The sequence below is a fragment of the Psychrobacter sp. SWN149 genome, assembly GCF_015864565.1.
Classification (GTDB): domain Bacteria; phylum Pseudomonadota; class Gammaproteobacteria; order Pseudomonadales; family Moraxellaceae; genus Psychrobacter.
This window is the reverse complement of record NZ_JADYWX010000003.1, coordinates 315,097-333,258: the sequence shown is the minus strand read 5'-3', so window position 1 is coordinate 333,258 and position 18,162 is coordinate 315,097. Positions and strand designations below refer to the sequence as shown.

The window sequence follows — 18,162 nt, the reverse complement described above, 5'->3', positions numbered from 1 at the left end:
TGGCAATCTACTGCATTGTCATCATCACTTTTAAAGTGACGACACGCCTTAATAAGCCTGCTATGATAAGAAATAATGGTACGAATCGTGTCGTTTAACTATCGTGTTTGTATACAAGGATGTCATATGGAAAATGTCAGTGAAGCGGATTTTTGGCAGCAGCGCTATGAGAGGGACAGCATCGGCTGGGATATGGGTCAAGTGTCACCGCCGCTCAAAGCTTATATCGATCAGTTACCTGAGGGGGCAAAAGATCAAGCGATATTGGTAGCGGGTGCGGGTAATGCTTATGAGGTGGGTTACTTATATGAGCAAGGGTTTACCAATGTGACGTTGGTTGATTTTGCGCCTGCGCCGATTGAAGCCTTTGCCAAACGCTATCCTGACTTTCCGGCTGAGCATTTAGTCTGCGCAGACTTTTTTGGCTTATCGGATGAGCAGTATCAGTTTGATTGGATACTTGAGCAGACGTTTTTTTGTGCGATCAATCCATCGAGACGTGATGAATACGTGCAACAAATGGCAAAGTTATTAAAGCCACAAGGTAAGCTGATCGGATTGTTGTTTGATACGGATTTTGGACGGGATGAACCACCATTCGGCGGCAGCAAGGACGAGTACCAGCAGCGTTTTGACACTCATTTTGACATCGATATTATGGAGCGCAGTTATAATTCACATCCAGCACGGCAGGGTAGCGAGCTATTTATAAAGCTGCGAGCAAAGTAGCGAATGAATTTCGCTTTTGATGTTATCACGAGCCTGATTTTCTAACAGCTCATAATAATAGTCAGTCAGATACAGTCTTGGGTGCGCCAGTAGTCCCTCCAGTACGGCAGTGCGACCGTCGCGGTACTGTGTATCTAAAACATGCGCATACTCCTGACGTATGGCGTTTGCATACTGCTGATAGGTAAACCACGGCGTACCCAAAACACTTAAATCCATATCTAACAAATACGCTGCATCGTTATATTTGTCACTGTCTATCAACGTATCTATCTGATGATTAGCGGTCATCATGATGAGTGCATAGATATGCTTGCATTGCTCATCGCTTAGATAAGAAGTTAATGCATCGACTGCGTACTCTGCACTTCTCAACTCATTGTCTGAGCGGGTTGGGTCATATATTACATCATGGTAATACACTGCCAACGCAATGATATGTGGCTCAGACAGAACGTGCTGAATACTCTCACACTGTATGAATAACTGCTCAATATGCTCGAGGGTATGATAGGCGCGTTTTGGTTCGCTATAATGCGCTGCGATATCTTGCCAAAGTGCTTGTGCCTGCTCTGGCGTGATATCGCTATTGATAGCAGATAAGTGCAAGTAAAAACGATTGCCCAGCTCAGTATTTATTGGTGACCATTCGCTCATACTCATCCTTGATTGCTTACAACTATTTTGTATCAGCCGCATCTTTGAACGCTTGGTTAAATACGTCTCCAAGCAGACTGACATCGTCAACACGCGCATAGTTCAGACGAGTGACAAAAGCAATATGGCGATGCGGGCCTTCTTCAGCCAATGGAATAGCAACGGCGTTTTGGTTTTGTAGATGCAGCTGATCGAGTGCCATTTCAGGGACTAGTGTCGTACCCATGTTGGCAAGTGCCATCTGAATTAAAGTATTCAGACTGGCATCTGAAAAGCTCGACTTCATTTGAGCACGGTCAAAATGACAGACAGACAGCGTCTGATCGGTCAGGCAATGTCCTTCACCGAGCAGCATCAGATTGGCAGTGGCAAGCTCTTCAGAGTTGATGGTTTCAAGCTTGGCATGGACATCGTCTTTTGGAAATACAGCAAAAAAGTCCTCACTCCAAAACTCAAAACTGTGCAGCCCATCGACCGCATAGGGCAATGCAATGATAGCAGTGTCAATATGACCGTAACGCACTTGTTCGAGCAGACGCTCGGTTTGCTGCTCAACGATATTCATACGGAACTCAGGATATTGAGCACGCAGTGCAGGCAATACTTTTGGCAGCAAATACGGTGCAATCGTTGGAATGATGCCCACGGTCATGGGGTACGCCAGCGGCGTCTGATGGCTGTGCGCGCGCGTGGTCAAATCACTGACCTCAGAAAACACTCGCTGCGCCCGTGTGAGAATGTCCTGACCGATAGGGGTAATCAGTACTTGTTTGTTATTACGCTCAAAAATCTGGGTGTCCAGCTGTTTTTCTAATTCAGCGATACCCAAGCTTAGGGCAGATTGTGAGATATTGCAGTCTTCTGCGGCGCGTTTAAAATGACGATGTTTGGCGACGGCTAGAGCAAACTCAAGTTGTCGTAAAGTAATCATAAAACCTCTCTTTTAGTGGGTTTTTCCTGCAATTTATTATGCTTAGTTAACCTTTATAAGGCAGTAAATTACCAATTGTGAACGGGTGATAAAGTGTAGAGAGAATAGTTTAACAAGTTTAATAAAACAAAACATCACATTAAAAACTTTTAACTGGATTAACCATAGAATTCGCGTATAGTTTGTCGGGTAGCCCAGATTTGTTAAGGGTTAATCTGAAAAACCATATAAATAATTTTCAATTTACTTCACTATAAAGGATCCAATCATGGCGTCTATCATTAACCAAGAAATCCCAGAATTTTCAGCAGATGCGTACGTAAACGGTGAGTTCAAAACCATCACCTCTGACGACGTAAAAGGTAACTGGGCAATTTTCTTATTCTACCCAGCTGATTTTACTTTTGTTTGCCCAACTGAGCTTGAAGACATGGCCGCTCATTACGACGAGCTTAAAGGCCTTGGTGTTGAAGTATACTCAGTATCAACTGACACGCATTTCACGCACAAAGCATGGCATGATTCTTCAGAAGCCATTGGTAAAGTACAATATCCAATGATCGGCGATCCTACTGGTCGTATCACTCGCGGCTTTAACGTGATGATCGAAGAAGCAGGCTTGGCTGAACGCGGTACGTTCCTAGTAGATCCTGATGGCTTGATTCAAGTAGCTGAGATTCATGCTGGTGGTATTGGCCGTAGTGCAAAAGACATGCTACGCAAAGTAAAAGCGGCACAGTATGTTCGTGAAAACGACGGCGAAGTTTGCCCAGCAGCTTGGGAACAAGGCGGCGAGACATTGAAGCCAAGTCTTGACCTAGTTGGTAAAATCTAAGTAGGTATTTCACTGCTTAAGTAAATATAGTATTGGTCGATACCGTTAGGTCAAACCAGTACAACTAAAAAGACCCTATCAGCGATTGTTGATGGGGTCTTTTTTTTGCTTGTATGCTATGTAGTTATATATTTTATAAGTATCAGACTTAACCTGCTTGGTTGGCATCTATGGTTCTATAGATCTCATCTTTGAGATGCAACTTCCGTCGTTTCATTTGTTCTATTTCTTCGTCACGACTGGCATGCTTTACCAAATCTTTTTCGAGATAATTGATCTTTTGATCAAGCTCAGTATGCTCATCGAAAATATTCGCAAAATGACTGTCTTTGAGCTTTAGCTCGGCAATAATATCTTTATTGTCGTGGAAGGTATCTGTTTTTCTCATGTGTTCATCCTTGTCATGAAACGCAAGCTTGTCATAAGCAGTTGCGTATTGTTGTAAAAGGCGGCGTAACGTAAGAACTATTCTCGATTGTAGCGAAAAAACCCTTTAGAAACCACGTCTATTATCTGTCAGTGTATTTATATTTAATCTATTAAATTAAATAATGATTAGTTTTATAAAACATAAGGTTTGAGTTTCTCAGCTTGCCGAATGCACTCAAACACCTGATAATAGGGACATCAAAGGGTACAAGCCCACTACATATTACGTTCTATACAATATTATTAATCCCAGCTATTTTATATTCAGACGCGCAGCATGACAGTTGCCGTTACATATTCAGTCATAATGAGGAACAAACATGATAGACCAGAATTTATTAGATGCCGTTAAGAGCTACAGCAAAAATATGACCCGCCCAATTACCTTCGTATTGGGTACGGGTACACACACAAAGCGTGCAGAATTGGTGGATTTTTTGACCAAGATTGCGGGTACAACGGATAAAATCAATTTCGATGCAGCAGCAACTGATGATAGCCTACCTAGTGCGATTAGTTTCAAAGTAGTGAGTCATGTTGAAGGTGTGTCAGCTGATACTGGTATTGTATTCAGCGGTATCCCAGGTGGTCACGAGTTTACTTCATTAATTTTGGCAATCTTGCAAGCTGGTGGTCATACGCTAAAATTGGATGAAGGTATCCAAAAGCTGGTCAAGCGTTTTAATAAGCCATTACAGTTCCAGACCTATGTGTCGTTGTCATGCCACAGCTGTCCAGAAGTCGTTCAAGCATTGAACCAATTTGCATTACTGAACGATGGTATCAGCAATGAAATGATCGATGGCGCCTTGTTCCAAGAGCAAGTAGAAGCGAACAAAATCCAAGGCGTACCAGCAGTATTTTTAAACGGTAAACCATTCGCTAATGGCTTAATCGATACGGCTAAGTTGATCGGAAAATTACAAGAACAGTTCCCAGACCTACTGTCAGAAGTAGAAGACGATGCTGAGCAATTAGAGCAGCAAGACGTTACTATCATTGGTGCTGGTCCTGCAGGCGTGGCAGCTGCCATCTATACAGCACGTAAAGGTCTGAAAGTAACCATGGTCGCTGATCGTATCGGTGGACAGGTGAAAGACACACAAGATATCGAAAACTTAATCTCTGTACCGCTAACGAATGGCACCGACTTATCGACCAATTTCGTCAAGCATTTGGCCGAATACAACATCACACTGAAAGAGCATGTGAGCGTTAAAGACATCGGTGAGACTGAAGAAGAGAACTACCGTATTCAGTTAAACACGGGCGAGACGTTTGAGACTCGCAGTATCATCCTAGCGACTGGTGCTCAGTGGCGCAAGTTGGGTGTACCGGGCGAAGAAGAAAACATCGGTAAAGGCGTGGCATTCTGTGCGCATTGTGATGGCCCCTTCTTTAAGGGTAAAGACATCTCAGTCATCGGCGGTGGTAACTCAGGTGTCGAGGCAGCACTAGATTTGGCAGGTATTGTCAATCACGTTACTGTGCTTGAGTTCGCTGATGATCTAAAAGCCGATCAGGTACTCATCAACAAAGCCAAAGAAAAAACCAACATTGAGTTCATCACAGGGGTAGCTACCCAAGAGATCAAAGCGACTGACGGTAAAGTGTCATCAATCGTCTATCAAGATCGCAGTACTGGTGAGAACCATGAGCGTGATTTATCAGGAGTATTCGTACAGATTGGTCTGGTACCAAACACTGGATTCATCAAAGGCTTTGTAGATTTAAACCGCTTTGGTGAGATTGAAATTGATGAGCGCTGTCGTACCGATCGCAAAGGTATCTTTGCTTGCGGTGATGTAACGACTGTCCCATTTAAGCAGATTAACATCGCGATGGGTGAGGGTAGTAAAGCGGCATTGTCAGCGTTTGAATATTTGGTTATGCAGTAAGCTGTTTCGGTCTACGCTATGCAGCAGTAAAGTTAGTCTGAGAAGCCACCTCAATTGAGGTGGTTTTTTTGCGCTTGTGTAGGAATTTTTCTATAGAATAGCGCCTAAAGTTTAGAAACCAGTCATTTGGATGAGTGAACAAAGCAATTTCTCTTGAAAAATATTATCATTTACGTTACAAATGCGCCATTTTCGTTACAAATACGGGTCTTAGATGCGATAATAAGCCCAATAAAACCTATCATAGCGTCATGAACTATAAGGAAAATAGCCATGGAATATATAGAATCTTTTTTTGCCCTAGTCGGGGATCTAACGTGGGGCTGGGCACTCGTGCCTATGTTAATTATTTTTGGTTTGTTATTTACCATTGTGGGCAGGTTCGCCCAGTTTACATATTTTAAACGTATGTTCCGTGTGTTTAAGACGGATGAAGTAGGGGATGACGGCATTTCTGCCCGTCAGGCGTTGCTCGTTTCGATCGGTGGGCGTGTTGGCGGTGGTAATATTGCTGGTGTGGCAGTTGCGATCTCTTTAGGTGGCCCCGGTGCGGTCTTCTGGATGTGGGTTGTAGCCTTAGTTGGGATGATGACTAGTATTGTTGAGTGTAGCTTGGCGCAGCTCTACAAGCGCAGAGACAGTGATGGCAATTTTCGCGGCGGCCCTGCAACCTATATCTTACATGGTTTAGGTAAAGATTATCGCTGGCTTGCCGTCATTTATGCTGTTGCTTTACTACTGTCTTTCTCCATTGGGTTTATCGCGTTCCAAGGTAATACAGTGGCAGGTTCTGCGCTTGAAAGTTTCGGCATTGATCGCTGGATATCAGGTGCGGTACTAGTGGTTGCGGGTGGGTTTATCGTCTTTGGCGGTATTCAGCGCATTGCAAAAGTAGCCGACGTTATCATTCCTGTGATGGCATTAATCTATATTGGTATGGCGCTTATTGTTATATTGCTCAATGTCACAGAGCTGCCTGCACTGATGGTGATGATTGTTAAAAATGCATTTGGTATTGAATCTGTCGTGGGCGGTGGTATTGGTGTGGCGATTGAGCAAGGCATGAAGCGTGGCTTATTCTCTAACGAGGCAGGTTTGGGTTCTGCGCCTAACATTGCCGCCACTGCTTATGCCACGCATCCTGTGAGTCAAGGTATCTCACAGTCACTGTCTGTGTTTATTGATACGATAATTGTGTGTAGTGCCACAGCATTCATGATTTTGCTGAGCGGCGTATATCAACCAGGTGCTGAAGTCGATGGTATTGTACTGGCCCAGCAGGCGCTCACGACTCAGCTTGGGAATTGGGCACAGTATGTGTTAACCATATCGCTATTGCTGTTTACACTAAGCTCTATCATGTATAACTACTACATGGGCGAAAACGCCATTAATTTCTTGATCAAAAAGAATATCAAGACGGCGACTTTGGTGTTACGAATTGTCGTGATGGCGATATTGTTCTTGGGAGCAGTAGCACCTACGGCAACTGCAGTGTTCTTCTTTGCTGACCCGTTAATGGGTGTGCTAGCGCTAGCAAACTTATTGGCCTTGATTATGTTATTTCCACGAGCCAAACGTCTACTTGATGACTTTGCAAGTCAATTAAAAGCAGGGGTTAAAGAGCCGTTATTCGATGCAAAAGAGTATGAAAAATTGGATCTCGATCTGAGCGCATGGGGTAAAAAAGCCGTAAAAGAGGCATTAGAGCAAAAGCAGTAAAACGTTATGCTTGAAGTCTTATCAATTAAAAAAAACCACTTTAACATCAGTTAAAGTGGTTTTTTTTAATTGGCTAGTACTCCAACGATAGACAGTATCTCACCCGCCTCATCTTCTTCAATGATACGAGTCTCTGCTAGTGCTGACTGTTGCCACGCTTGTATATGCAGGTTATTCATTATGGTTTGGCAATACTGCTTGGTCAGTGGCTTGAGTTCGATATCAGAGGCATCGGCATAGGTCTGTAATCGCAGTACCACTGGAGCAAAGAAGACATCAGCTGCTGTGACATCTCCAAATAAGAAACTGTTTTTTGAGCGTCCTTTTAAACAATCAGCAAAAATACTCTCAATACGAGCAATATCAGCCAAGCACGCGTCGCTTGGTTGTATCTTAGCGGTTGCTCTGATATTCATAGGCATCTCATTACGAATACCTGTCAATCCTGAATGCATCTCCGCCACGATGCTTTGGCAATAGGCGCTATTTATTCTACTTTGACTGTCATGCTGTGCGCTAGCGTTAGACTTCTTCATGCCTGTCCAAATATCACTATCCGTAAAGTACTCATTAATATGTATCGCAATGGCCAGCGTATCCCAGACGGTTACTTGCTTATCGCCCTCACTATAGACCAGAATGGGTACTTTGTCCGTTGGCGAATGCGCCTCAAGCGTTGGACGTGCTGATGGATGGAACAGCTCGATAAGTTGTTCATCAAAGTCAACATTGAACGCTTTGAGCAATAGCCAAGCTCGTAGCGACCAAGATGAGTAGTTTTTATTGCCAATGATAAGTAGCGGTTTTTGCATCATGCAGTCCTATGAGTCAGGTCAATTTTTTATTATAGTCAAGCCTATATAAATCCGCTACATCGTCATCCTCGCTAAGCATACTAATGTATAACTTGCACTCGGTTTCCTTGTATCGAAATTATATTGAACTGACTATATGTACTCAATATTGAAAGTCTACCAGTCTATAATTTGAGCGATATTTTTGTCATTTATTAAGTGCTATTTCTATCATTTCAATAGATCCTAATATTCCAAGAAAAGCCCGTCCAAAATCTGGACGGGCTTTTCTTGATGTCGACTATAATCAGTTTTTATTTCTGATCAATGCAATAACAGGAATAGCAACCACATACATCAGCACGCCATACAGGGCAGCAGGTAGGGCGATGGCAGGCAGACCTGCTGCCGTTCCCATGATGATGGGTGCTAGGGTGATGGCAGTGGTACTGTTTTGAATACTGGTTTCTATCGACACGGTCTTGGTATCAAACCAACTGAGCTTTAACAGCTTAGACGTCAACATACTCAAAGCAAATAATATGACAATAATAAAGACAAGCTCTAGCCCAATAGCAGTCGCTTGTGATTTGAGTAATGCCCAGTTAGAAGCGACCGCAGCGAAGACAATCAGCACAAAGAAGATACTGGCGATACCATTTAAAATGCTGCTTTTGCTGACCATAAAGTTAGTGAACTTGCGGCGAGCGAGCATACCAAGCGTCACAGGCAACGTGGTCAATAAAAACATCACTAGACCAATCTTTACCGCGCTAATAGAGCCCGCTTGGTCTTTCATGAAATGATCAAACGCTAAGGTGATAAATATTGGCAAGGTGATGACCGATAGCAGACTGACCACGCCGGTCAATGCGACAGACAGGGCGACATTGCCTTTGGCATAAAAGGTCAGCATATTGCTGGTCACGCCGCCTGGGCAAAAACTAATCAGCATAATACCAAAAGCAATGGTTGGCGGCGGTGTGGTGATAAGTACTACTGCTAAGGCCACTAAAGGCACAAAAATAACTTGATTGACGAGACCGACAAAGAAAGCTTTTGGATTATTGGCAATGACTTTGAAATCACTGAGCTTTAAACCTGCTCCTAGGGTAAACATGATGTAGGCAAGTGCCAGTGGGAGTAATGCTAACGCAGTGTTGTTCATCAAACATTCCTTGTAAAACTACAGTGCCATATCAAGATGGCTTTTAAAAAAGAAACAGTAGTAGGCTCATACGCGTATCGCGCAGCTGCTCACAGTCCATGTGTGAAATTTTTTAAGTATCTAATTCTCTAAGTTTCTAAGTATTTGGGGAGTCAACCGTCTACCTATAGTACATCTAAACGGTGAATCCTATTAGAGAGATCACGTGCTTTGATTAATCATAGTGGTATTAAGTGCGTTTGGTAACCCACTGGGTGTGACTATGGAGGTTTTTACCGTGTACATCGGTAGTGAGATTCTACTCATGATAAAAAGCCCACAAGGTGCTGTGGGCCAAACTTTTTGATTATCTAAACAGTTAAGCAGTTCTATTTATCCAAACTAGTCATCTAACAAGTCCATTTGCTTGGCGGCTTCATAGATACCATTTGAGCGGTTACCAGTACGGCAGAATATAAGCATTGGCTGCTCAGCTTGATTAAAGAAATCTGCAAATGCTTCGACGTGGGTTTGATTAAGCTCGTTACCAGCAAATGATATTTCTTTGTACGCCAGTCCTGCTTCTTTAGCTGCCGCTTCAATGTCTGCGCTGGTTGGTTGATTTGGCTCTTCACCATCTGGACGGTTATTGATGATGGTTTTGAAACCATTTTCGGCAATCATTGGTACTTGATCAGGGGTGATTTGGCCGGTAAAGCTAACTTCATGGCTCATGGGAGCTCCTTATTATTGTCTATATAAAGTGGTGTATTGGTTATTTGCATACAGTGCTCAGCCTAATCTGAATCAGAGAATTTCTAAAGACGAGCTATGTAAACATTGAAACGGTTATGTTTTTCATTCACGGTTCTAGGCTGATTATAGTAGACCTTGCATCAAGGCACTTTGATACAGCAGTTTGGCACGTGCGCCAGTACCACAAAACATCAGTATAGGCTTTGGCATTGAGTGATAAAAATCAGCAAACTGCTCTACGGTAAACAGACTCAAGCGCTCATCATCAAAGGGTAGATGATGGTAGGCTAGGTTTGCTGCCTTGGTCGCCGTCGCCAAGTCACAACTATTAGGCTGTGTCTCAATCTCAGCGTCTGGGCGTATGTTGAGTACAGAGCGATAGCCAAGCTCAGCAATCTTCATGCATTGGCTTGGGTATATTTGCTTATAAATCGTTAATTCATCGGTCATAAATGGGATCAATTGTGTTTGTTAAGGGGTTTTTTTTATTAAAATTTATCAAATCGTGTGAGCATACTATTCTGAGCATAACGTGCACCTACTCAGTTGGTCTAGGATAACACAGGCGCTATCATAGCGATATTGTGTTGTAGACGACAATAACATTTGAGGAGTAGCCACTAACATAATATTAGTACTAGATTTTCTTTAAGGCATCGACGGCATCTAACGTACTTAGATAAACCTGCCCTGATAACTCAGTCACCAACGGAGTATGACCGATGATGTCCATGACAGGGCCTTTGATGAAGCTAAAATGTAAGCGCTTATTCTGTAGTGTTAATTCGTGGTTTAAGGTACAAAGCATCTCTTGAGCAGTCAGGTCAATGTGATTGACAGCGGCCATGATGAGAACAATCTCGTGCGCCTGTGGATGCTGCTGCATGGCATTTAGAATACGATGATGTACGGACTCACTATTGCCAAAAAACAAACTCTCATCGATACGTAGCATCAATAAATTATCAAACGTCACAACGTCGTGGCGATTGATATTGCGAAAGTGTCCCGTATTGCCTAACTGCCCAACGATGGCAACGTGGGGTTTACTTGACTGCCAAATTAAACTGGCGAATGACACCATCAGACCGATGACCAGTCCGGTGTTTAGCCCAAATATGAGCACCCCGATGAACGCTGCCAAAAAACTGGCACCATCCAAGCGATCACGCTGCCAAGCTGACTTTAAGGTGGCGATATCTATCAATCCAATGATAGAGGCCATGATGGTGGCACCCAATAGCGCGTAGGGTAGCGGGGCAAGCGCATCGCTAAAGGCGACCAGTGCGGCAATCATGATCAGCACAGTCACGAGGCTGGCAAGCGGTGTCTTTGCGCCTGAGTCGACATTGATAGCGGTACGTGAGAAGCCACCGGCAACGGCAAAACTCTGAAACAGTCCACCAGATAAATTGGCGAGCCCTAGCCCAGTCAGCTCACGATTGGCATCAAATTTTTCGCCACGTAGCCGTGCATAAGTGCTGGCCACTGAGCTGCTCGATACAAAGATAATAAGCGCCATCAGACCCGCTGTTGGTAAGAGCTTGAGCGCTTCTTGTAAGTCTGTCACATGTGGCAGCGTAAAGCTTGGTAACCCACGCGGTATACTACCAATGGTCGCAACGCCACGTAAATCCCAATGTAGCGCCATACTCAGAACGATGGACAAACCTAATAAGATAAGTGGAAATAGGCGTTCAGCCCATTTAGCATAGGACGATGACAGCCACGTCTGCCATACCCACCCGCTCGCGTAGCGGTTGGCAACCAACAGTACAAAAGCTACAACACCGATCAGTAGCGTCAGTGGATGTAGCTGACTCACGTACAATTGCATGGTAGATAAGTAGCCAATTAAGCTACTGCCAGTGATGGGAATCGCCATTAGGTACTTAAGCTGGCTTATAAAAATCAGCACCGCAGCCCCGCTCACAAACCCAGCTGAGACCCCGCGACTGATAAACTGCATAATCCAGCCAAGCTTCAACCGTCCAGCAATCCACAGTAATGCGCCTACCATCAGTGCTAGCAGACTCGCCATCAGGGCATATTGCTCAGTGCCCTGCTCAGCATAAGGCAGTAGCCCACTGGCCGTCATAATCGCGGTGATCGCAACAGGGCCCACGGCTTGTACGTTACTTGAGCCAAGCCAAGCGTAGACGAGCACAGGGACAATGGCTGCATAGAGCCCATACACAGGCGGCAATCCTGCAAGTACGGCATAGCCTAAGCTCTGCGGTATGACCAATACGCCCACCACAAGCCCTGCGACAAGATCGGTCGGTAACGCTGTAAGCTGGTATTGGCGCAGCCAACTGGGAATCAGACGAGCAGCGATAGAAGACATATTAATACATCACCAATATAGAAAGCAGCATAAAATAGTTAGGCGAGTACGGCGTTATTCGGTTTTGGCACAAAATCTCTGATAAAGCAGCTCTAGTACGGCTAACGCATCATCACTTGCGATACTATAGTAGATTTGCTTACCTTCGCGGCGTGTCGTAACCAGCGCATCTTTACGTAAGATACCTAGCTGCTGTGACAAGCTTGGTTGCCCAACACCGACCAAACTCTCAAGTTCACCAACGCAGTACTCACCTTGTGTCAACTGACAGAGCAACAGCAAGCGATCAGGATGTGATAGCGACTTTAGCAATTGGCTGGCTTGCATCGATGCTTGCTGCATTTGTTTGGCCAGATCCATAGGGGCAAAGTCGGCACTATCTGATGACGCATCATCATTAGCGCTGTGGGTAGATATATCTACTGCTGAAGTAGAAGTAGCCAGAATAAGCTCCTTGTATAAACAGGACGATAGACATCGCCGTACTGCTGAACAATATATAGTTGATTATCAAGGATATCAGGCAACATATCAAGTTATCATTATTTACATTATATAAATTGATAAACTATAGAGCGGTTGCTATATTAGATATAACAAATAAATCGTCAACACAAATGTATATTATATACGACTGCCTATCACACTTAAGGTTAATTAGAAATAAAAACTCCTATGGTATGAATGGTCATATATAAATGAAGAGGTAGCCATGCAAATTCATTCTTTTTTAGACAGTGACACAGAAACCTATACCCATGTACTCGCCGATGTTGAGCAGCAGTTATGCGCCATCATTGATCCAGTATTAAACTTTGATGCCAAATCAGGCAGAACGAATACCAGTAGTGTCGATGAAGTCATTGAATTTGTACGCGAGCGAGGCTGGTCGCTTCAGTACATCATTGAGACCCATGCCCACGCAGATCATCTATCGGCTGCGATCCATGTCAAAGAAAGTCTGGGCGGACAATTGGTCATCGGTCAGCACATCACCGAAGTACAAAAAATCTTTAAGCAAATCTTTAACTTTGACACCAGCTTTCGCACCGATGCCAGTCAGTTTGATATTTTGACAGATGAGGGTCAGACACTAGCGCTTGGCAGTATTACCATCACTGCGATGTACGTGCCCGGTCATACCCGTGCTGATATGGCTTATCTGGCTCATGATGATGAGAAGACAGTAGTGTTCGTGGGCGATACCTTGTTTGCCCCAGATGTGGGTACAGCACGCTGTGATTTCCCTGGCGGTGATGCCAAAACTCTGTATCAATCTATCCAAAAGCTACTGGCACTTCCCGAAGATACGACTATGTATCTGTGTCATGACTATCCAGGCGAAGGACGCAAACATTGCCCAACCACGACGGTCGCAGCGCAAAAGCTAGAAAACATCCATGTCAAAGACAGCATCAATGAGGCTGAGTTTGTACAGATGCGTGAGCGCCGTGATGCCACGCTGGATATGCCGCGCTTGATTATTCCAGCAGTGCAAATCAATATCGATGCAGGAAACTTTCCAGAGCCAGAAGACAACGGTACGCGTTATCTAAAAGTACCGATTAATGTACTCGGTGGATAAGTTGAATATAGTGGGTTCAATATAATTTGGATACAAGGAAGCCGAGTGAAAGTACTACAAGTAGTAGACTGAGCGAGATTGACACCGTATCCAATTTATAGAGGATTGACTATAGTGCAATAAGTTAAACTTGTTACCCGATGCAGCTCTACGCAAGTATCGTATGATTAATATCTATAAGAATGCTAATCTATAGACTGTCCGTTTTATAGATGCTGTGTATGACCAACTGCAAGCGCTAAGTGCGGCAATAACTGGAGAGAGCAATGAATCCGTATGAGCGTTATGTATTGCCAAAGCTGATAGATATCACTTGTAGTACAGGTTATGTGATGAAAGCGCGATCTCAAATCGTCCCTCAGGCACTAGGTGAGGTGTTGGAAATTGGCATTGGCAGTGGTCTAAATTTGCAGTTTTATGATGCCAAAAAAGTCTCCTCTATTATCGGTGTCGATCCAGCGGCTCAGATGCAGTCGCTTGCACGCAAACGAGCCGCTGACATTAGCATTCCAGTCGAAGTAATAGCCGTCGATATACAAGGTATTCATGCTGATACGGATCAATTTGATACCATTGTCATGACTTTTACCTTGTGCAGCATTGATGACCCAGTAGCCGCGCTTCGAGAAATGGCGCGCGTATTAAAACCTAACGGACGCTTACTATTTTGTGAACATGGACTGGCACCAGACTCTTCTGTTGAGCGTTGGCAACATCGATTGACGCCATTTTGGAAACCGATGGCGGGCGGTTGTCATCTCAATCGTGATATTCCATCGATTATTAGAGAAGCTGGTTTTGTCATCGATGAGTTGAGCGAAGCATATTTGCCAGGTCCACGACCGATGAGCTACGTATATAGCGGCATTGCGCATTCAGCAGTATAGAGTACTAAGATGAACAATCATGCTAAAATTATTCGTGTAGCCAATCAATGCAAATAGCTTTTAGAGCAAAGCATTAGAGTATTTAAGATAACAAAACGATTAGAATAATTAAAATAGGAATCAAGTAATGAGCGAACAAAGTTTTCATTTAGTGTGCCCACATTGTCAAGCAACCAATCGTATACCTGCTACACGTCTCAGTGCTGATCCGAAATGCGGTAAATGCAGTCAAGCATTGCTGACAGCTAGCCCACGTGAGCTGAATGCGCAGACAGCTAATAAAGTCATTCAAAAAAATGAGGTATTGACCATTGTAGACTTTTGGGCAAGCTGGTGTCAGCCATGTCTCATGATGGCACCAGAGTTTAAGGTTGCTGCCAGTCAACTGCCTCAGGTGGTCTTTGCCAAAATCCAAACCGACAAATACGAGCAAGCAGCAGCGCCCTATAATATTCGCAGCTTACCGACGATGGTCGCTTTTAGGAACGGTAGGGAGGTGGCACGGCAATCAGGCGCATTGCCAAGTCATCAAATCATTCAGTGGGTGCAAAGTTTGCAGTAGTTATGATTGAGTTACATGCTCTTTAATAAGTCTGACTTTATTACATCCAACAAAAAGCCAATACGTTTATCGCGTATTGGCTTTTTTATGGTGTCATAACGATGGCTTTATGATACTAAGTACCAATAGCATATTTTCTATTTAATACTATTCACCATAAATCTTAATGCCATTGGCGAAGCTACAGCGTTGAATACGAGCTGATTGAACGATTGCATCGTTCTCACCATAAAGCCTCGATAGTTTTGCATCGCGCGCTTTGGTATCGTTGCTTTTACCCACCCCAAAGCTGATATTAGGCGAGATGCCCCAACGTCCTGCAGATATACCCACACCCACGCCTGACGCTGACAAAGTAGATTGCTCATTGCGTGCAGCTTCCACGTAGCGGTTGACGCGATTGTATTCTTGGCTGAGTGCTTGGCAATCATAGCTCTGATAAGTGCTAGGAGGCACATACTGCGGTGTTATAGTGCCAGTAGAGGCGCAGCCTGCAAGACCAAACATGCCAACTGTTGCCAGTAGGGTCGCTGTCGTAAACGTTTTCATAATGGCTCCAACGGGCTAAGTGATTGTATATTATCTATTTAAGATAGCAAAAATAGCATCATTAAGATATCGAAAAAATATTACCAGCCGACCGTGCTTTTGTTTTATTCATAGACTGATTAAAGCCGTCAGTCCATCAGTAGTGATCGAGAACGGATGCTATTTAGCAGTTAAATGAATACGATAAGGTACTCTAAAACAAGTTATCCGGCTTGGCAAAGGCAAGAATCACGATACCAATATAACCAACGGCGGCAATAAGAATACCAGTCTTTCGTTGTATTGGGGTCGCATCTGGCTTGAACGCTTTTATGCTAGAACTGATCGCAGCGATGAGTAAGATTATTTTGGCAAATACCCACTGTATCGGTGCATTAGCACCCATTAGTTGCATCAGCATGGTCGCACCCGACACAATAAGTAGGGCATAAATAATATGGGTAGCTATCTTGATTGCACGTGGCGCTTGTCTGTTTGCGCTCAGTACCAAATAGCTCTGGTACAAAAACAGCACAACCGTTAGCAAGGCCATTAGCATATGGAGATGTTTCATCGAATATCGCTTCCTATAGAGTTGTAGTATGTAGACACACGTAGAGCGGGTAGCGGTCTACTTGTTTTGACCAGCACACAATGGACTGTCAGGACTTTGGCCTTGCCATTCTACCGGAGTATAAGCATGGATAGCCAAAGCGTGTACTTGGCCACCTTGTGATGTCAGTAATGAATTGATTAATCCATATACCAGCTGATGGCGAGCGACCAAGCGCTTGCCTTCAAAGACTTTACTAACGATCGTTAGCTTAAAATGGCTTTCTTTGCCTTTAAAATAACCAGCATGATTCATCGACTCATTGACCAGCTCAATATGCTGAGGGTCTAAAGCTTGTAATTCACTGTTAAGCGCATTGGCAGAGGGTGTGGTACTCATAATAATCCTTCAGTATATTGTGCTCAATTTTTCTGAGTCATCTGTAATCTGCTTGTCTGAGTAATCAACAGATAGTATTAACGATTGATTATAACAGACACCGCCAGTGAGACAGAATGCTAAGAGAATCTGATAACTGACTCACCATAAAAAAAGCAAAGCACAATAAATGGTATGTACTTTGCTTTTTTAGAGTCTAAACCATCAACGTAGCGATGCCAGTGTGCAAGAACCGACTAACGGCGTGCCTTTTGATAAAGTGGGGTCACTTTTGGCATCAGTGACTGTAACTCTGCGATACGGCTGCTACTCGTTGGGTGAGTACTGAGGAATTGTGGTGGCTCACCTTGGCTCGCTTTTTGCATTTTTTGCCAAAGCGTAACAGCCGCCTGCGGGTTATAACCTGCACGTGCCATCAGCTCAAGACCGATCTGATCGGCTTCGCTTTCTTGAGTGCGACTGTGAGGTAGGCTCAAGCCTAAATTACCCGCAGTACCTGCTAACTCAGCCTGTCCTTGTGATAAGCCAAATATACTGGCAGCCAGACCAATACCCGTTTGGGTTGCATACTCGCGTGACAGACGCTCGCGTGAATGTTCACGTAATGCATGAGAGATTTCATGACCCATGATGGCAGCAATCTCATCATCAGTGAGGTTCAGACGATCGATGATGCCCGAATAAAACATAATCTTACCACCCGGCACCACAAATGCATTCAGATCGTTAGACTTGATGGTGTGTACTTCCCACTGCCACTTCGCTGCATCTGCACGGTAGACGCCAACTTGACCAACCAAGCGGTTCGCAATATTTTTTAAACGGTTTAGCTGAGCGGTATTGGTATCTAGTACACCTTTTGATTTTGCGTCTTGTAGTGTTTTGGCATAGCTTTGGGCAGATAATGCCAATACTTGCTCACTAGACACCAATAACAACTGCTGACGATCAACACCAACCGCGCCAGTACTGGTCGTACTGGTACAGCCAGTCAAGGTCAGGGCTGACAATGAAGCGGCCATTACCGTCGTACTCAATAATTTTTTCATGAAAAATATCCTCTCTATAAAGTGGAAAAACCTACAAACGAACAAAGGGTAAAGCAGTGTTGTAGATGGCAAAGGGGGCCTTATTGACCTCTTATTAGGGCTTACTCATCTACTCTAATGGTAAAATTCTACCTGAACTGCAATCAGACATAAGTATAATAATGTTAACCAAGCAAAACCAAGAGTGAAAAAGTAACAATAGAATGGTTGATTGTAAATGAATTAAATCAGTCAAACGCATGGCAGCATGGCATTACTCTGCCAAATAAAGAGAGGTTACATGTGATTTATATATCATCTGTCGTATAACAATGAGAACAGCGCTGCAAATTATCCTTCTGACGAAAAAATAAC

At 43.9% G+C, this 18,162-nt stretch carries 20 protein-coding genes; 7 read left to right on the top strand and 13 right to left on the bottom strand.

Annotated features, from left to right (window positions below; all coding sequences use genetic code 11):
- The first annotated feature begins 126 nt into the window (after window positions 1–126).
- The gene (locus I6E86_RS06920) at window positions 127–729 is read left to right on the top strand and encodes a methyltransferase domain-containing protein (RefSeq protein WP_197176413.1); all 603 of its coding nucleotides are present in this window, start codon (window positions 127–129) and stop codon (window positions 727–729) included.
- Here I6E86_RS06920 and I6E86_RS06915 read toward each other — a convergent pair.
- Both I6E86_RS06915 and I6E86_RS06910 read right to left on the bottom strand, forming a co-directional pair.
- Window positions 703–1,386: a hypothetical protein gene (locus I6E86_RS06915; protein WP_197176412.1), complete on the bottom strand. Its 684-nt coding sequence runs from the start codon at window positions 1,384–1,386 to the stop codon at window positions 703–705. The two genes, I6E86_RS06920 and I6E86_RS06915, sit on opposite strands and share 27 nt — an antisense overlap.
- A 22-nt stretch (window positions 1,387–1,408) precedes the next feature.
- Window positions 1,409–2,317 carry a hydrogen peroxide-inducible genes activator gene (locus tag I6E86_RS06910; RefSeq protein WP_197176411.1) on the bottom strand — a complete coding sequence of 303 codons (909 nt, stop codon included), beginning with the start codon at window positions 2,315–2,317 and terminating at the stop codon, window positions 1,409–1,411.
- A 268-nt stretch (window positions 2,318–2,585) separates the two neighbouring features.
- On the opposite strand from I6E86_RS06910, the gene ahpC reads away from it, so the two are divergent.
- Window positions 2,586–3,152 carry an alkyl hydroperoxide reductase subunit C gene (ahpC, locus tag I6E86_RS06905; RefSeq protein ID WP_194364633.1) on the top strand — a complete coding sequence of 189 codons (567 nt, stop codon included), beginning with the start codon at window positions 2,586–2,588 and terminating at the stop codon, window positions 3,150–3,152.
- Between the two features lie 148 nt (window positions 3,153–3,300).
- Here ahpC and I6E86_RS06900 read toward each other — a convergent pair whose 3' ends face one another.
- Window positions 3,301–3,540, bottom strand: coding sequence for a YdcH family protein (locus I6E86_RS06900; protein ID WP_197176410.1), 240 nt, complete (start codon window positions 3,538–3,540; stop codon window positions 3,301–3,303).
- Window positions 3,541–3,901: 361 nt separating this feature from the next.
- Between I6E86_RS06900 and ahpF the strand changes: the two genes are divergently transcribed.
- Both ahpF and I6E86_RS06890 read left to right on the top strand, forming a co-directional pair.
- Window positions 3,902–5,479 (top strand): alkyl hydroperoxide reductase subunit F, encoded by a 1,578-nt coding sequence (ahpF, locus tag I6E86_RS06895; RefSeq protein ID WP_197176407.1) that lies wholly within the window; start codon window positions 3,902–3,904, stop codon window positions 5,477–5,479.
- A gap of 273 nt (window positions 5,480–5,752) precedes the next feature.
- Entirely contained in the window at window positions 5,753–7,201 is a 1,449-nt protein-coding gene (locus I6E86_RS06890; RefSeq protein WP_197176405.1) for an alanine/glycine:cation symporter family protein, read from the top strand.
- Window positions 7,202–7,266: 65 nt separating this feature from the next.
- On the opposite strand, the gene I6E86_RS06885 is transcribed toward I6E86_RS06890, so the two are convergent.
- From I6E86_RS06885 to I6E86_RS06860, 6 genes are all read right to left on the bottom strand, one after another.
- Window positions 7,267–8,013 carry a glutathione S-transferase family protein gene (locus I6E86_RS06885; RefSeq protein ID WP_197176403.1) on the bottom strand — a complete coding sequence of 249 codons (747 nt, stop codon included), beginning with the start codon at window positions 8,011–8,013 and terminating at the stop codon, window positions 7,267–7,269.
- 289 nt (window positions 8,014–8,302) lie between these two features.
- Window positions 8,303–9,163, bottom strand: coding sequence for a bile acid:sodium symporter family protein (locus I6E86_RS06880; RefSeq protein WP_197176400.1), 861 nt, complete (start codon window positions 9,161–9,163; stop codon window positions 8,303–8,305).
- A gap of 381 nt (window positions 9,164–9,544) precedes the next feature.
- Window positions 9,545–9,877: a TIGR01244 family sulfur transferase gene (locus tag I6E86_RS06875; RefSeq protein WP_194364639.1), complete on the bottom strand. Its 333-nt coding sequence runs from the start codon at window positions 9,875–9,877 to the stop codon at window positions 9,545–9,547.
- Between the two features lie 144 nt (window positions 9,878–10,021).
- Window positions 10,022–10,348: a beta-lactamase hydrolase domain-containing protein gene (locus I6E86_RS06870; protein ID WP_194364640.1), complete on the bottom strand. Its 327-nt coding sequence runs from the start codon at window positions 10,346–10,348 to the stop codon at window positions 10,022–10,024.
- A gap of 187 nt (window positions 10,349–10,535) precedes the next feature.
- The gene (locus I6E86_RS06865; RefSeq protein WP_197176398.1) at window positions 10,536–12,245 is read right to left on the bottom strand and encodes a SulP family inorganic anion transporter; all 1,710 of its coding nucleotides are present in this window, start codon (window positions 12,243–12,245) and stop codon (window positions 10,536–10,538) included.
- A 54-nt stretch (window positions 12,246–12,299) separates the two neighbouring features.
- Window positions 12,300–12,605 (bottom strand): ArsR/SmtB family transcription factor, encoded by a 306-nt coding sequence (locus tag I6E86_RS06860; protein ID WP_265087587.1) that lies wholly within the window; start codon window positions 12,603–12,605, stop codon window positions 12,300–12,302.
- A gap of 352 nt (window positions 12,606–12,957) precedes the next feature.
- Here I6E86_RS06860 and I6E86_RS06855 point away from each other — a divergent pair, with 352 nt between their 5' ends.
- The 3 genes from I6E86_RS06855 to trxC all read left to right on the top strand — a co-directional run bounded on the left by I6E86_RS06855 (window position 12,958) and on the right by trxC (window position 15,279).
- On the top strand, window positions 12,958–13,830 hold the full coding sequence (locus tag I6E86_RS06855; RefSeq protein ID WP_197176396.1) for an MBL fold metallo-hydrolase: 873 nt from the start codon (window positions 12,958–12,960) through the stop codon (window positions 13,828–13,830).
- Window positions 13,831–14,096: 266 nt separating this feature from the next.
- Complete coding sequence (locus I6E86_RS06850; RefSeq protein WP_197176395.1) at window positions 14,097–14,717, top strand: class I SAM-dependent methyltransferase; 621 nt, start codon at window positions 14,097–14,099, stop codon at window positions 14,715–14,717.
- Between the two features lie 127 nt (window positions 14,718–14,844).
- Window positions 14,845–15,279 (top strand): thioredoxin TrxC, encoded by a 435-nt coding sequence (gene trxC / locus I6E86_RS06845; RefSeq protein WP_197176394.1) that lies wholly within the window; start codon window positions 14,845–14,847, stop codon window positions 15,277–15,279.
- 147 nt (window positions 15,280–15,426) lie between these two features.
- Here trxC and I6E86_RS06840 read toward each other — a convergent pair whose 3' ends face one another.
- From I6E86_RS06840 to I6E86_RS06825, 4 genes are all read right to left on the bottom strand, one after another.
- Window positions 15,427–15,828 (bottom strand): hypothetical protein, encoded by a 402-nt coding sequence (locus tag I6E86_RS06840; protein WP_197176393.1) that lies wholly within the window; start codon window positions 15,826–15,828, stop codon window positions 15,427–15,429.
- 193 nt (window positions 15,829–16,021) lie between these two features.
- Window positions 16,022–16,381: a SirB2 family protein gene (locus tag I6E86_RS06835; RefSeq protein WP_197176392.1), complete on the bottom strand. Its 360-nt coding sequence runs from the start codon at window positions 16,379–16,381 to the stop codon at window positions 16,022–16,024.
- Between the two features lie 57 nt (window positions 16,382–16,438).
- The gene (locus I6E86_RS06830) at window positions 16,439–16,759 is read right to left on the bottom strand and encodes a BolA family protein (RefSeq protein ID WP_197176391.1); all 321 of its coding nucleotides are present in this window, start codon (window positions 16,757–16,759) and stop codon (window positions 16,439–16,441) included.
- 236 nt (window positions 16,760–16,995) lie between these two features.
- Entirely contained in the window at window positions 16,996–17,808 is an 813-nt protein-coding gene (locus I6E86_RS06825; RefSeq protein ID WP_197176390.1) for a M48 family metallopeptidase, read from the bottom strand.
- Between the last annotated feature and the right edge of the window lie 354 nt (window positions 17,809–18,162).